This is a genomic window from Fructilactobacillus sp. X2R5C3 (genome assembly GCF_059901325.1).
In genome coordinates, this window is sequence record NZ_JBWXUY010000002.1 from 132,022 (window position 1) to 147,112 (window position 15,091).

Genomic DNA, 15,091 nt, shown 5'->3' on the forward strand with positions numbered 1-15,091 from the left:
TATAATGTCGAAAATTAAAGAATGGACACCACAAGAAATCTTTCGTGATGCTTCTGAGTATCTTGATGATAGTGATGTTCAAATGATAAAAAAAGCATATAAATTTGCCAAAATTGCTCATGAGGGGCAAGAACGTGCTTCTGGGCAGCCTTATATTAATCATCCTGTTGAGGTGGCAGGCATTTTAACTGATCTTCATATGGATGCAGAAACGATCACGGCTGGTTTTCTTCATGATGTGGTTGAAGACACCGGTGCAACGATTGAAGATGTTACTGAACTTTTTGGTAAACACGTTTCATTAATCGTTGATGGGGTTTCAAAGCTTAGTAAGATTAAGTATAAATCGAGTAAAGAACAACTTGCTGAAAATCACCGGAAACTATTACTAGCAATGTGCAAAGACATTCGAGTAATGATTGTTAAATTAGCGGATCGATTGCATAACATGGAAACGTTAGATGCTCTTCGCCCAGATAAGCAAAAGCGAATTGCTCAAGAAACTTTAGATATCTATGCCCCTTTAGCCGATCGGCTCGGAATTGGAACGATTAAGTGGGAATTAGAAGATCTTTCTTTGCGTTACTTAAAGCCTGATGATTACTATCAAATTGTTGATTTGATGAATTCCAAGCGGAATGAGCGAGTGGCCTATGTTGATAACGCTGTAAAAAAGGTGCAACAAGCGATAAAAGGACTGGGAATCAAAGGAGAGGTATATGGAAGACCTAAACATATCTACTCCATTTATCGGAAGATGCATGACAAACATAAAGACTTTAAAGAAATCTATGATCTACTGGCTGTTCGGGTGATTGTGAAATCAGTAAAGGATTGTTATGCAGTTTTAGGTGCGATCCACACTGAATGGAAACCGTTTCCAGATCGGTTTAAAGATTACATTGCAATGCCCAAACCTAATATGTATCAATCGTTGCATACTACAGTTGTTGGTCCTGAAGGTAAACCTCTTGAAATTCAAATTCGAACTGAAGAAATGCATCGAATTGCTGAGTATGGTGTTGCTGCTCACTGGGCTTATAAAGAAGGGCAAAAGGACGAAGTTAAAAGTAATAAAAACAATGTTCAACTCAATCTTTTTAAAAAGATTATTGAAATTCAAGAAGAGTCAGAGGACGCCTCTGATTTCATGGATAGTGTCCAAGGGGATTTATTTAGCGACCGAGTTTATGCCTTTACTCCATCAGGTGATGTTATTGAATTACCCAAGGGGTCAATTCCGATTGATATGGCGTACTCAATTCATACTGATGTTGGTAATTCAACGACAGGGGCACGAGTTAATGGCAAATTAGTTCCACTAGATTATGAAATTAAGAATGGTGATATTGTTGATATTATCACTTCAAGTAGTTCTGATGGCCCTGGCAAGAACTGGATGGACATGGTTAAAACGCGTCGTGCTAAGCATAAGATTAAGCAATTTTTCAAACGGAGTAGTCATGATGATGACATTAATTCTGGAAAAGAAATACTTGAAAAAGAAATTGTCGATTCTGGATTTGATCCAACTACCATTCTAACTGATGACAATTTATCCCGTGTTATCAATGAAATGCATTATACAAGTATTGATAATTTATATGCTGCCATTGGATTTGGTGACATTCAACCTAACGGAGTTGTTAATCGTTTACTGGAACCCGAAAAAGATGAAATTGAGAAAAAAAGACAAAAAGATGCCGAGCGTGATGTATTAGAGGGTCATAAAACCATTTCACATGAGAGTGATGACGCAGAACAAGGAAAGAAACCTGAAGATAACATCAAGATTGAAGGCGTTGACAATCTATTAGTTCATATCAGTCGTTGTTGTGATCCGGTTCCAGGAGACGAAATTGAGGGATACATCACCATGGGAAATGGTATTTCAGTTCATAGAAGTAATTGTCCCAACTTAATTCAAGCAAAGAATGGTAATAATCGAATTATTAATCTTAGTTGGCGTAAAATTGATAATAACGTTATTACTTATAGTAGTGATTTAGAGATTCAGGGATACAACCGAAGTGGTCTTTTAAACGATATCTTAAAACGAGTTAATTCTGCTACTAAGAATTTGAATTCAGTTGAAGGAAAGGTCATTCACGAGGACCTTGTTTCTATCCGGGTCTCTGTGGGCGTAAGAAATATTCAACAACTAAATCGCATTATTGATAGTGTGAGTGCTGTTCCTGATGTTTATGAAGTTAAACGAACGGAAGGATGAAGAAGATTGAAATTAGTAATTCAACGAGTTAATCATGCAAGTGTGAGTATTGATGGTAAAATAAACGGGAAAATCGGCAACGGATATATGATCTTAGTTGGGGTTACAGATTCCGATGGACAAGATGAAATTGATCATCTTGTTCATAAGGTTGCTCATCTAAGGATTTTTGAAGATGAGAATGGCAAAATGAATTTAAACATCCAGCAAGTTAACGGCTCAATTCTTTCTGTTTCGCAATTTACATTGCTTGCTGACACCAAAAAGGGAAATCGTCCAGCTTTCACTGGAGCTGGTAATCCTGAGCACGCTAAACTCATTTACGAAAAGTTTAATGACGCACTCAGAGAGATCGGATTGAAAGTTGAAACTGGCGTGTTTGGTGCCGATATGAACGTTGATTTAGAGAACCATGGTCCTGCCACATTTATTTTGAATTATCAGAAAAAAGGAAAGATTTAACATGACAAATGCAGTTTGGGATTTTGATGGGACACTTTTTAATACTTACCCGTACATGGTGACTTCGTTTTGTAAGGCGTTAGCTGAGAATGGAGTGAGTGATGTTGACTTTGATCCTGAGTCAATCTACGAAGATATGCGAGTTCATTCATTGGGCTCGGCTGAGACCAAATATTGCGCTGAATTTAATCTTAATCGAGATCAATTTCTAAAAGACTATAAAAAGTTTGAAGTTGATGAAGTTATGTTAGCAAAGCCATTTAAAGGGGTTCAATCTGTTTTGTTAAAAGTTTTAAAAACGGATGGAAAGAACGGACTTTTAACTCATAGAGATGACCAAGCATTAATTCTACTTGATCATTTTGACTTAAAAAGACTGTTTACTGGTTTTGTTACCAGCAAACAGTCTTTTAAAAGGAAACCTGATCCGGGGTCTTTGAATTATTTAATTGAAAAGATGAATTTAGATCGCTCTGATACTTTTATGATTGGTGATCGACGTTTGGATGTTGATGCAGGTCATAATGCAGGAATTAAAACCATCCTTTTCGATCCTGACTACGTAATTGCTGAATCAGGAGACCCAGATTACGTAGTTCATGATTTTAACGATATGTTAAGTTTAATTAAATGAGCTTAGCACGCCGTCTAATAAGGGTCCAAATGTCTCCCCAAATAATACAACGTGCATTAGTGAGTAATAGAAGCGGTACCAACCGACCCGGTTTTCAAAACCCGGTTCAATTGGATAGGTGTCATTGTAACCGCGGTAGAAATCGCGGTTAAATCCACCAAAGACGGTTGTTACACCAAGGTCGTATTCACGGTCGCCGAAATAAACGTCTGGATCAATTAACATCGGCTCATGATTAGCTGTAAAAATAGCATTTCCAGACCAGAGGTCTCCGTGGAGCAGGCTTGGGGTACTGGGATGTTTTGTGTAGTAGTCAATAATTTGTTGTCTCATAACTTGATAATGTTGGTCTCTGGAATCATTCCAGCGGCCTTTTTCTTTTGCTATTTTTACCAACGGATCAATTCGTTGTTCGACGTAGAATTTTTGCCAAGTGTCTTGCCAGGTGTTATTTTTTGGTATTTTTCCAGCATCAAAGTTTTGGTCTAATCCAAACTGATCGTTATGAATTTTATGAATGTTTGCGACCATTTTGCCAAGATCGTATTGGTTTCCAGAACCAACGTCAATCCAGTCTAGGATTAAAAAGCCGTCACCATCAATTTCACCAGATGCTACTACCGTTGGTACGTTGGCCGCTTTCGATAACAAGTGAATTCCTTCAACTTCATGATCAAAGAATACTTTTCCACGATTAGGCTGGACCTTCATAAAGTAAGTTTTATCTGGAGTTTTAACTTGGTACGAGTCATTGATGTCTCCGCCTGAAACCGGAGTTAACGATTCAACGTTCTTTAATGGTAATTGAGTAATCCAATCTTGATTTAATTTTTTCATAGTAAACTCCCTTCTAATAAGTCTTGTTTACATAATTATTGATTCCATTGGTTACATCATTTGCAACGAGATTTTGGTAACTAGCATTTTTAATCTTACTAAAGTCATGGTCATTATTAATGTATCCCATTTCGAGTAAAACCGATGGGATTGAGACATCCCTAATCACTAAATAGTTACCAACTTGGACACCACGATTATTAAGGGGAACATCATCCATATTGGAATTGATGTCAGATGCCAGTTGTTTTGATTTTCCTGAATGATAGTAGTAGCTGGTAAATCCACTTGCGGTGTTATCGGTACTGGATGAATCAAAATGGAAACTCACGAAGAGGTTGGCATGATTATCAGTTGAAAAATCGGGTCGTTTGTATAGGCTAACCGTCTTATCTGAATCCCTTGTCATGATAACATGCGCACCACGATTACGCAGCTTATTTGCGACTTGTTGGGCTAGTTTAAGGGTGTAGTTTTTTTCTTTTTGCCCGCTGGTTGATAGTGCACCCGAGTCACTTCCTCCATGACCAGGGTCTAAGACGATGGTTGTTTCTGATAGTTTAGTGGCTTTATTAAGCTTACGATTATTGACTAACCAAGTAGGTACCCAACCAATCTTTTGATTTTGATATACAACTCTGTACCAGTTGTCTTTTTCACTTAGAATTTGAAGTCTAGTTCCTCGGTTAATGGTTTTGACCGTACGATATTCAATCCCTGGACCGGATTTTATGTCCAGGTTATTAAAGCCAATACTGACATTATTTTTTATTAACATAACTAAAAGGATAATCAAGGTTACGCCCACAATTATCAAAGTAGTGTAAAAACCGCGTTTATTTTTTATGTATAAATTTATATTCATCTTTTCGACCTCATTAATGATACGATTACTCATAATAGTATAACTTTTTGTCTTTTTGTTTAAGCATATAATAAAAATACTCACTAGAATCTTGACAATTTATGTGGGTTTTATTAGTCTTAAAGTGATTTAAAATACTGTTGACGATGAATAGTAACCGTTTAGTGGTCTGAAGAGAACGTCCAAGTGCTGAGAGGGCGTGTCCTATAAATGGTAAAGACGCATCGAGGTAAAATGAATAAACAAAAGAAACTAAAAAAGGTGGTACCGTGCTAATTGCGCCCTTGTGATTACATGGTGCGCTTTTTTTATGCTTTTGACTCAACTAAATGAGAGGAAGATTAGTACATGAAGCGAACAACGTATGCTGGAAACGTTAACGAGGATTATTTAGATCAAGAAGTAGTCTTAGATGGATGGGTTGCTAAAAAGCGTAACTTGGGAAGTCTTATTTTTATTGACTTACGTGATCGTGCTGGGATCGTTCAGTTGGTTTTTAATGAAAAAAATGGCAAAGAAGCCTTTAAAGTAGCCGAATCAGTTAAAAATGAGTATGTTATCCAGATTAAAGGAAGAGTGGTTGCTAGAGCAGAAAAAGAAATTAATCCGGATATCCATACCGGAAAAGTTGAAGTTGATGTTTCTGACGCTAAGGTTTTAAGCACCTCCAAGCAAACCCCATTTGAAATCAAAAATGATATCAATGCGTCTGATGACTTAAGATTAAAGTATCGTTATCTTGATCTTAGACGTCCAGTGATGCAAAAGGGATTATTGATCCGGAATCGGATCTTACAGTCTACTCACAAGTATTTTGACGAAAATGGATTTATCGATATTGAAACCCCAGATCTAACGGTTTCAACTCCAGAGGGAGCAAGAGACTACCTAGTCCCATCAAGAGTATATCCGGGATCATTTTATGCATTACCTCAGTCTCCGCAGCAGTTTAAACAGTTACTGATGGGAGCTGGATTTGATCGCTATTATCAAATTGCACGGTGCTTCAGAGATGAAGACTTACGGGGTGATCGTCAACCAGAATTTACCCAGATTGATATGGAGACTTCATTTCTTTCTGCTGAAGAAATTCAGGAAATCACAGAAGGATTAATTAAAAAAGTCATGAAAGATACGGTTGACGTTGATGTTAATTTGCCCTTTGAGAGGATTACTTGGCAGGAATCAATGGACCGATTTGGTACAGATCAACCGGATACTCGCTTTGGGATGGAATTAAAGGATCTTTCGGACGTAGTTACTGGGTCCGACTTTAAGGTATTTGATTCAGCAATTAAAGATGGTGGTCAGGTTAAAGCCATTGCTATTCCTGGTGGTGCAGCAAAATTTTCAAGAAAAGATATTGATAAGTACGGTGAATACGTAAAGCGTTTTGGCGCTAAGGGACTTGCATGGATGAAAGTCACTGATGATGGATTCTCTGGCCCAATCGCTAAATTCTTTAAAGATCCAGAAATGGTAAGTAAAATTAAAAAAGCCACTGGGGCAAAAGACGGTGACTTGTTATTATTTGCTGCTGATCGGAGTAAGGTAGTGGCTGATACTTTAGGATACCTCCGGGTTGCCATTGCCAATGAGTTAAATATGATTCCAGAAGACAAGTATAATTTCCTTTGGATTGTTGATTGGCCACTATTTGAATATGATGAGGGTGCTGGGCGTTGGGTTGCTGCTCACCATCCATTTACGATGCCAAATGTAGGTGACGAACATTACCTAAATGATGGAGAAGATCCCCACAAAGCGCATGCTCAAAGTTATGATATTATTCTGAATGGACTGGAGCTTGGTGGAGGATCAATTCGTATTCATACCCGTGATCTTCAAGAAAAGATGTTTAAAGCCCTCGGATTTACTAAGGAAAGTGCGGAGAATCAATTTGGGTATTTCCTTAGAGCATTAGATTATGGTTTTCCACCACATGGTGGTTTGGCAATTGGATTAGATCGTTTTGCTAGGTTATTAGCACATCGTGGTAATATTCGAGATGTAATTGCCTTCCCTAAGAATTCAAAGGCAGTTGAACCATTGACTGGTGCTCCTACACCTGTTTCTGACAAACAGTTAGATGAATTAGGCATTTCAGTTGATAAAAGGGATAATTAAATATTAGCTAAAAGTTGTGGTAACCCCACAACTTTTTATTTTTTTTAAATTTTGGAATGGTATACTAGTTATGAATTTCTAAATGATCAGGGGTTACTTAAATGGACGACGTACAGAAAATTTTAAAGCGACATCAGTACATATCTAAGTTCTCGACCGCCTTCGTGTACGGAATCATGGTTTCAATTGCGATGAATTTCTTTTGGACTCCCGGACACATTTATTCTTCAGGAGTTACCGGTTTTGCACAGCTATTGGATACTCTTACAGAACGGTATTTTCCATTTACAATTTCAGCTGCTTTGGGACTTTTCTTACTGAACATTCCAATGTTTATTTTGTCTTGGAAACAAATTGGTCATCAGTTTACCATGTTTACGTTCGTTTCCGTTGTGGTTGCCAGTGTTATGATCAAAATATTACAGCCACTGACTCTGACAACGGATCCATTGATTTGTGCTATCTTTGGTGGTGCCATTAACGGATTTGGAGTGGGTCTGTCGCTTAAAAATGGGATTTCTACTGGTGGGTTAGATATCTTAGGAATTGTTATCCAACGTAAAACCGGTAAATCAATTGGGACAATTAATCTGATATTCAATACTTTTATCATCTTATCAGCGGGATTCTTTTATGGTTGGCCCTATGCCTTTTATTCAGCAATTGGAGTCCTAGTTAACGCGAAAGCGATGGATCTGGCATATACAAGGCAACAAATCGTGCAAGTAATGGTAGTTACTGATCGTCCTAAGACGGTGGTTGATAGTATTCAAAATCACCTTAGGAGAGGTATTACGATTATTCATAATGCTGAGGGAGCCTATAACCATAAAAAAAAGTCGGTTTTGTTCACCTCAATTTCACGATATGAAATGACCGAATTTGAAGCGGCTTTAAATGAATCTGATCCAGATTCATTTGGAGTGGTTGTGGATGTTGATAAGGTACTAGGGAATTTCTATGAAAAGAAGCGAAAATAGCTTATTAAGTTAGAGTGTCCCGGTTTTTTCTTTATGATATAATGTCTCATTGTAATTATTGAAAATGGTGGTTTAAGTGAAAGTCATGTATACATGGTTAATTAAAATAGTTTCCGCAATTTTTTATTTTCGACCAAAGAAAAATATATATTATGTTATGAGTTTCGATAATAACCTTAGGTTGATTAAACAGATTGCCACTAACACGCCCATTGGACAAGAATTAGTCGTATTATACGAACCCGAAATTGAAGCTGCAGCAACTGATTTGAGTGCATTTGGAATCAAGACGATTCCCTTTAATGAAAACGCTAAATTTGCGTTATTTACCGTTCCTCAATTAATGTCAGCTCGAGTTTTGTTCTGTGATAATTACTTCCCATTTTTGGCTGGTTTAGTACGACCAAAGAGTAAGATGAGAATTGTTCAATTGTGGCATGCTGATGGTGCCATTAAATGTTTTGGATGGGAAGATCCCACGACCAAGAAAAGATCGTTTTTCGATAGACTTAGATTTCAAAGTGTATACAATCATTTTGATGACTTTGTGGTAGCTTCAAAAGCGATGGGAAAGATCTTTGAACGCAGTTATCATGAAGTTCCTAGTAAAATGAAATATTTAGGCTATCCACGTTCGGATCGATTGTTTAAGGAACGCTGGAGAAGAGTTGCCAGACATCGTGTTTATCAGGTTGCTCCAGAATTAAAGGGTAAAAGGGTCATTTTGTATGCTCCAACATATCGGGATGGTCTAGAGTTTGAACCTCCAAAAAGTATTGGCGAAGCATTGACCGCTGATCCAAATGCGATTACAGTGGTTAAACTTCATCCCTTACTCAGGGATCAGGAAGCACGTATTAGAAAGTTTTCAAACGGAAATATTCGTTTTTATAATCAACTTTCAACGTCTGATTTACTTTCAGTTTGTGACACACTCGTAACGGACTATTCTTCAGTTGCCTTTGATTTTAGCTTATTGCCACAAGCGCGATCAATGATTTTCTTTATGTTTGATTTAGAACAATACGAAAAAGACCCAGGAATTCAAAAGGATTTCTTACAGTGGTTACCATCTAAACCAATCACTAAGGTTGATCAGTTGAATAAAGCCATTGTGAATAATCAAAAAATTGATTTTACTAATTTTAATAAACACTGGAACACTTATAATGATGGGTATGCAACCGAACGGGTTATTAAAAAGTATGTTTTACAAAATAATTAGATAAACAGAAAAGGGAGAGTGCTGAGCTTGAAGGAAGTTTGGGCCTTACTTAAGGAACAATTTGAAAATTTGGGCATTATTTTTCGAATTTCAAAGTATGAAGATAAGGCTACGTATCAAAGTCATTATTTGGGCTTAGTCTGGGAGTATCTTTATCCGCTGATTCAAATTGCAATTTACTGGTTAGTCTTTGGTGTTGGATTAAAGGGTAGTACCGGACACAACGGCAGTTATCTCCCATGGATGGTCATTGGGATTACTCCTTGGTTTTTTATGAACCGAGTTACACTAGACGCCTCTAAGAGTATTTATCAACGAGCGGGATTAGTTTCAAAGATGAAGTTTCCAATTAGCATTTTACCTTCGATTAAGTTAGTCAGTAACTTGAGTTCTTTTTGGACAATGTTGGCGTTTTCAATTGTAATTGGTTATCTTTATGGAGTTCGACCGAGTTTGTTCTGGTTCCAGTGGATTTATTACTTTATTGCCATGATTGCTTGGTTAATTGCTTTTGGCATTTTTAATTCAACCATTACCGTCTTGGTACGAGATTATCATGTCATGTTGCAATCGTTTATGAGAATGCTATTCTACATTTCAGGAGTTCTATTTAACTTTGAATCGTCTGCGTCATTCCCACCATTTTTAATCAGAATTTTGGAGTTGAATCCGTTTTTTTACATTGTTCAAGGATTCAGGGATTCAATGTTATCGAGTAGCTGGTTTTGGGAGAAGCCACTGTTAACCGTGATTTTTTGGTTGATGACGTTATTTTTCTTTTTAATTGGATCTCATCTTCACTTTAAATTTAGATCGCATTTTGTTGATTTAGTATAGGTAAAAATAACATGAATGGAAAACAAATTAAAAACAAGTTAATTAATGGGATTAAGTTGACTATTCGCACTGGGCTCATCGTTTTAAACGATGGGTTTATTTGTTTACCAACTAAAAAAAATGAAGTAATGTTTGAAAGTTTTAATGGTAGGGATATAAACGATAATCCAGCCGCCATTTACCTTGCGTGGGTGAAGCAACATCCTCATGATGCTAAAAAGGCCTATTTTGGTGTCAAAGCTTCCAAATACAAACAATTACACGAAAAGTATCCCAACATAAAGATTTTACGGCGTTTTTTTCCAAGGTGGGTTTGGCACATTGCTAGGGCAGACTTTTGGGTTTTTAATTCCCGATTTCCGAAGTGGTGGAAAAAGAATAAGCGGACCACCTATATCCAAACATGGCATGGAACCCCGTTAAAAAAATTAGGAATTGATATCAAACACGTTGCAATTCCAGGTATTTCCACTAATCAATACCATAATGATTTTGTCAAAGAAGCTAAGCGGTGGGACTATTTAATTATGCCTAATCAGTATTCAGAACGAATCTTTGATCACGCCTTTGATTTTAGAAATATTCCGTTACGAATTGGTTATCCCAGAAATGATGTCTTATATCATAAAAATACTTCAGGTGAGATTAAAAAATTAAAAGAAAAAATTATTGGTGACTCGACTTCTAAAGTTATTTTGTATGCACCAACTTGGCGTGATGATGATTATCAAAAGAAGGGCAGTTATAACTTTGAGTTACCGTTTTCTTTAAAAGGTTTCTTTAAGCATGTATCTAGTGACACTGTTTTAATTATTCGTCCGCATTACTTAGTCAAGGACCGAATTGATATTTCTGGGTATGAAAAGCGAGTTTACATTGAAGCTGATCGTGATATTAATGAGTTATACTTAATTTCAGATTTACTCATTACTGACTATTCTTCAGTAATGTTTGATTATGCCAATCTAAAACGGCCAATGTTGTTTTATACTTACGACTTAAAGCATTATAAGGATGAACTACGTGGGTTTTATTTTGATTTTCTAAGCGATGCTCCTGGTCCAATTGTTCAAAATCAAAATTCTTTTTATGAAGAGTTGTCTAATTTTAATGAAAATGGTAAGTTTGCTGGGTATCATCAAAAAATGAAGAAATTTTATGGTAAGTTTTGTAGTTGGGAGCATGGAGATGCTTCTAATCAAGTTGTTAAAGTAATGGGGGATAAACATGAGTAATGATGAATTTTTGATTGGTTCACATGTTGCAATGAAAAAGCCAGAGATGATGTTAGGATCCGCAAAAGAAGCCGAACGCGATGGTGAGAATGTCTTTATGTTATACACTGGTGCTCCTCAGAGCTCAAAAAGGACCCCGATTGCAAATCTTAAAATTGATCAAGCACACGACTACATGGCTGATCATGATTTACGTGAGGTGGTAGTTCATGCACCTTACATCATTAACTTAGGTAACACAAAAAAGCCACAAAGTTTCCACTTTGCGGTTGATTTTCTTAAACAAGAGATTGATCGATCTGAAGCAATGGGAGCTGATCAAATTGTTTTGCATCCCGGTGCACATGTTGGTGCTGGCGTTGAAGCGGGAATTAAGCAGATCATTAAAGGGTTAAATGAAGTAATCACCCCAGAACAAAAGATTCAAATTGCACTTGAAACAATGGCAGGAAAAGGGACTGAAATCGGGTCGACTTTTGAACAACTTGCTGAGATTATTGACGGTGTTAATTTGAATGATAAGTTATCGGTTACCTTTGATACCTGTCATACTAGCGACGCTGGTTATGACATTAAAAATGATTTTGATGGGGTTATGGAAGAGTTCGATCAAGTTATTGGTATTAATCGAATCAAAGTGATTCATTTAAATGATTCTAAAAATCCAATGGGATCCCATAAAGACCGTCATACTAACATTGGTTTCGGGACCATTGGATTTGATGCTTTAAATTATGTAGCCCGGTATCCCAAGTTTGATCAAGTTCCTAAGATTTTAGAGACGCCGGTTGTTAAGATTGGGGATGTTAAAATTAATCCTCATCAATATGAAATTAAAATGTTAAAAGAACAAAAGTTTAATCCTGATATGATTGAGGACATTAAAAGAGATTATCAAATTAAAAAGATTAATGATCTTGTTCGTTAATATTAAGACTTTGAGTTATGATGGTGGCCGTTTCTTCAATTGACTTGTTATACACGTTAATTTGAAGACAATTTAGTTTTCGATAAAGTTGCTTGGCATAGTCAAGCTCTTTTTTTATTTGATTTGAGTCCGAGTATGGAGTGTTTGGGTCTAACCCATAAGCAATCATTCTTTCCTGCCGAATCTTTTTTAGATTGGTAACTGAATTGGTTAAACCAAATATTTTATTGTGGTCGATCTGATAAACCTCTTCTGGTAATTGGATGGTAGGACCGATTGGGACGTTTGCTACCAAGAAGTTTTGATTGGCAAGGTATAGCGATAATGGCGTTTTAGATGTTCTTGATATTCCTAAAAGAACGATATCAGCTTTTTTGAGGTCATTAGGTCGTTTTCCGTCATCATTAGCTACCGCAAATTCGATTGCTGAGATCCGTTTGAAGTAGTCTTCATTTAAGTTGTGAACTAGGCCAGGTACCTCTGCAGCAGATTCATGAAGTTTTTTAGAAATGATTTGAATGGGTTTTTGAATGCAGTCAAAACTATAAAGGTTATTTTCTAGTGCAAATTGAGATACCATTTTACTCAGGCTTGGATCAACTAAAGTGTGAAAAATGATGGCGTCCTGTTTTTTAGCAAGTTTGAGTATTCCATCGAGCATGGATTGCGTTTGAGTAAATGGGTATCGTTTAAAATTAGCGTTTGCTTCTGGAAATTGAGAAGCAGCGGTTCGGGCGATCGAAGTTGCCGTGGCACCACTTGAATCAGAAATGATAAATGCATTAAAATTAGTTGCCATAATATTTACCTCCTACTTTGTTAACATTTTATCATATTTCTTGTTCAGACTCGTTGACGGGCTCCGTGCCATAATGTATAATTAATATTGACCGTTAAGGATTACAGACGGTATCATTTAAGCTCGGAGGGAGGGATTTTATCATGTCAAAAACTGTCGTTCGTAAAAACGAATCTCTTGATGATGCTCTTCGACGCTTTAAGCGCACGGTTTCAAAAAGCGGTACCCTTCAGGAATTCCGTAAACGTGAATTTTACGAAAAACCTAGCGTAAAACGTAAATTAAAATCAGAAGCAGCTCGTAAACGTAACAATAAGAAAAAGAAGCGTCGCAGCTTCTAATAGTAAACGCCCCTGATCAGGAGCGTTTTTTATATTGACGAAAAGAGGTCCAATATGACTTTATCAAATGAATTAAATAATGATTTAAAAGATGCAATGAAGAATCATGATAAGACTAAGCTGACAATTATCAGAATGCTTAAGTCGAACTTAATGAATGAAAAGATTAAATTAGGTCATGATCTTTCTGATAGTGAAGAAGCGGCTGTTGTTAATCGAGAAGTTAAACAACACAAAGATTCGATTGCTGAGTTTAAAGATGGTGGCAGGGATGATTTGGTGAAGGAGCAAGAAGATGAGCTAAAGATTCTTGAAAATTATGCCCCAAAGCAAATGTCAGAAGCTGATCTTGAAAAAATTGTTAACGAAACGGTTAAGCAACTTGGTGCGTCAAACAAGAGCGATTTTGGCAAAGTAATGGGTGCTGTCATGGGTAAAGTTAAAGGACAAGCCGATGGCAACACTATTAATAAACTTGTTAATAAAGCGCTTAGTTAAGAAGGGAACTCATTGAATGGTCAATGGGTTCTTTTTGTTCTTTTACTTTGTAAGTGGCAAATTATATGCTAGTATTTTAAGTAAAAGTTGAGTTGATATGAAAGGAACCTGTTTGATTGACAGATAATTTTGAATTTAAAAAAGAATTAACGTTAAAGAATCCAAATGATGAATCAGCTTTATTTGGAGCTCAAGATGCCTTTTTAGATATTCTAGAACAGGGGATGGAAACTTCTATTCGCCATTCTGGTGGTAAGATTACGGTTGAAGGTGACACTCAGAAAGCGGTTCAAAATACCATTGATATTTTAAATGGAATGCTTGAACTTGTTCATTCTGGGATCACTTTGAATGGTAGTGATTTTGTTTCGGCAATGAAGATGGCTGAGAAAGGAACTCTAGGTTTTCTCCCAGAATTATATAATCAAGTCCTTTTAAAGGATAATAAGGGGAAGCCAGTTCGAGTTAAGAATTTTGGGCAGCGTCAGTACGTTCAGTCCATCAAGCATAATGATGTCACCTTTGGAATCGGACCTGCTGGGACGGGAAAGACTTATCTAGCAGTTGTAATGGCAGTTGCCGCTTTAAAAAAGGGTGACGTTGATAAGATTGTTTTAACCAGACCAGCTGTTGAAGCGGGTGAGAGTTTAGGCTTTTTACCTGGCGACCTAAAAGAAAAAGTTGATCCATATTTACGACCACTGTACGATGCACTGAATTCGACCCTTGGATCTGATCACACTGAAAGACTAATGGATCGTGGCGTTATCGAAATTGCGCCATTAGCTTATATGCGTGGTCGGACCCTCGATAATTCTTTTGTTATTTTAGACGAAGCTCAAAACACTACTAATGCTCAGATGAAAATGTTTCTAACCCGGTTGGGTTTTGGTTCTAAAATGATTGTTAATGGTGATATTTCTCAAATTGATTTAAACGGAAGAATCCGGAGTGGATTAGTCACCGCTCCTAAAATCCTGAGAAATATTGATGATATTAATTTTGTAAACTTTAGTGCTGATGATGTAGTTAGACATCCAGTTGTGGCTAAAATCATTAATGCCTACGAAAAAAATGATAATGGGGAATAGAT

At 36.8% G+C, this 15,091-nt stretch carries 15 protein-coding genes; 12 read left to right on the forward strand and 3 right to left on the reverse strand.

The genetic code is table 11. The features are described 5' to 3' along the window. Positions 1-4: 4 nt before the first annotated feature. From AC6UDE_RS03675 to AC6UDE_RS03685, 3 genes are read left to right on the forward strand one after another with little or no spacing between them, the layout of a single operon-like run. Positions 5-2,230: a RelA/SpoT family protein gene (locus AC6UDE_RS03675; protein WP_500696638.1), complete on the forward strand. Its 2,226-nt coding sequence runs from the start codon at positions 5-7 to the stop codon at positions 2,228-2,230. 6 nt (positions 2,231-2,236) lie between these two features. Continuing rightward, positions 2,237-2,692 (forward strand): D-aminoacyl-tRNA deacylase, encoded by a 456-nt coding sequence (dtd, locus tag AC6UDE_RS03680; RefSeq protein WP_500696639.1) that lies wholly within the window; start codon positions 2,237-2,239, stop codon positions 2,690-2,692. Position 2,693: 1 nt separating this feature from the next. After that, positions 2,694-3,326, forward strand: coding sequence for an HAD-IA family hydrolase (locus tag AC6UDE_RS03685; protein ID WP_500696640.1), 633 nt, complete (start codon positions 2,694-2,696; stop codon positions 3,324-3,326). Here the strand turns inward: AC6UDE_RS03685 and AC6UDE_RS03690 are convergent. Both AC6UDE_RS03690 and AC6UDE_RS03695 read right to left on the reverse strand, forming a co-directional pair. After that, positions 3,315-4,163 carry a fructosamine kinase family protein gene (locus AC6UDE_RS03690; protein ID WP_500696641.1) on the reverse strand — a complete coding sequence of 283 codons (849 nt, stop codon included), beginning with the start codon at positions 4,161-4,163 and terminating at the stop codon, positions 3,315-3,317. The genes AC6UDE_RS03685 and AC6UDE_RS03690 overlap by 12 nt on opposite strands. Before the next feature lie 13 nt (positions 4,164-4,176). Continuing rightward, positions 4,177-5,028: an N-acetylmuramoyl-L-alanine amidase family protein gene (locus AC6UDE_RS03695; protein ID WP_500696642.1), complete on the reverse strand. Its 852-nt coding sequence runs from the start codon at positions 5,026-5,028 to the stop codon at positions 4,177-4,179. 348 nt (positions 5,029-5,376) lie between these two features. Here AC6UDE_RS03695 and aspS point away from each other — a divergent pair, with 348 nt between their 5' ends. The 6 genes from aspS (at position 5,377) to AC6UDE_RS03725 (ending at position 12,360) form a co-directional block, all read left to right on the forward strand. After that, positions 5,377-7,155 (forward strand): aspartate--tRNA ligase, encoded by a 1,779-nt coding sequence (gene aspS, locus AC6UDE_RS03700; RefSeq protein ID WP_500696643.1) that lies wholly within the window; start codon positions 5,377-5,379, stop codon positions 7,153-7,155. 101 nt (positions 7,156-7,256) lie between these two features. After that, on the forward strand, positions 7,257-8,135 hold the full coding sequence (locus tag AC6UDE_RS03705) for a YitT family protein (RefSeq protein WP_500696644.1): 879 nt from the start codon (positions 7,257-7,259) through the stop codon (positions 8,133-8,135). Between the two features lie 157 nt (positions 8,136-8,292). After that, positions 8,293-9,360 (forward strand): CDP-glycerol glycerophosphotransferase family protein, encoded by a 1,068-nt coding sequence (locus AC6UDE_RS03710; protein WP_500696645.1) that lies wholly within the window; start codon positions 8,293-8,295, stop codon positions 9,358-9,360. A 27-nt stretch (positions 9,361-9,387) separates the two neighbouring features. After that, positions 9,388-10,197 carry an ABC transporter permease gene (locus tag AC6UDE_RS03715; RefSeq protein ID WP_500693811.1) on the forward strand — a complete coding sequence of 270 codons (810 nt, stop codon included), beginning with the start codon at positions 9,388-9,390 and terminating at the stop codon, positions 10,195-10,197. Between the two features lie 11 nt (positions 10,198-10,208). Further along, positions 10,209-11,432 (forward strand): CDP-glycerol glycerophosphotransferase family protein, encoded by a 1,224-nt coding sequence (locus AC6UDE_RS03720; RefSeq protein ID WP_500696646.1) that lies wholly within the window; start codon positions 10,209-10,211, stop codon positions 11,430-11,432. After that, positions 11,425-12,360 (forward strand): deoxyribonuclease IV, encoded by a 936-nt coding sequence (locus AC6UDE_RS03725; protein WP_500696647.1) that lies wholly within the window; start codon positions 11,425-11,427, stop codon positions 12,358-12,360. The genes AC6UDE_RS03720 and AC6UDE_RS03725 overlap by 8 nt, the downstream gene beginning before the upstream one ends. On the opposite strand, the gene AC6UDE_RS03730 is transcribed toward AC6UDE_RS03725, so the two are convergent. Continuing rightward, complete coding sequence (locus AC6UDE_RS03730) at positions 12,341-13,159, reverse strand: pyruvate, water dikinase regulatory protein (protein ID WP_500696648.1); 819 nt, start codon at positions 13,157-13,159, stop codon at positions 12,341-12,343. The two genes, AC6UDE_RS03725 and AC6UDE_RS03730, sit on opposite strands and share 20 nt — an antisense overlap. Before the next feature lie 143 nt (positions 13,160-13,302). Here AC6UDE_RS03730 and rpsU point away from each other — a divergent pair, with 143 nt between their 5' ends. The 3 genes from rpsU (at position 13,303) to AC6UDE_RS03745 (ending at position 15,089) form a co-directional block, all read left to right on the forward strand. Continuing rightward, on the forward strand, positions 13,303-13,500 hold the full coding sequence (rpsU, locus tag AC6UDE_RS03735; RefSeq protein WP_039142968.1) for a 30S ribosomal protein S21: 198 nt from the start codon (positions 13,303-13,305) through the stop codon (positions 13,498-13,500). A gap of 54 nt (positions 13,501-13,554) precedes the next feature. Continuing rightward, the gene (locus tag AC6UDE_RS03740; RefSeq protein WP_500696649.1) at positions 13,555-13,998 is read left to right on the forward strand and encodes a GatB/YqeY domain-containing protein; all 444 of its coding nucleotides are present in this window, start codon (positions 13,555-13,557) and stop codon (positions 13,996-13,998) included. 116 nt (positions 13,999-14,114) lie between these two features. Further along, positions 14,115-15,089 (forward strand): PhoH family protein, encoded by a 975-nt coding sequence (locus AC6UDE_RS03745; RefSeq protein WP_500693806.1) that lies wholly within the window; start codon positions 14,115-14,117, stop codon positions 15,087-15,089. Positions 15,090-15,091 lie beyond the last annotated feature (2 nt).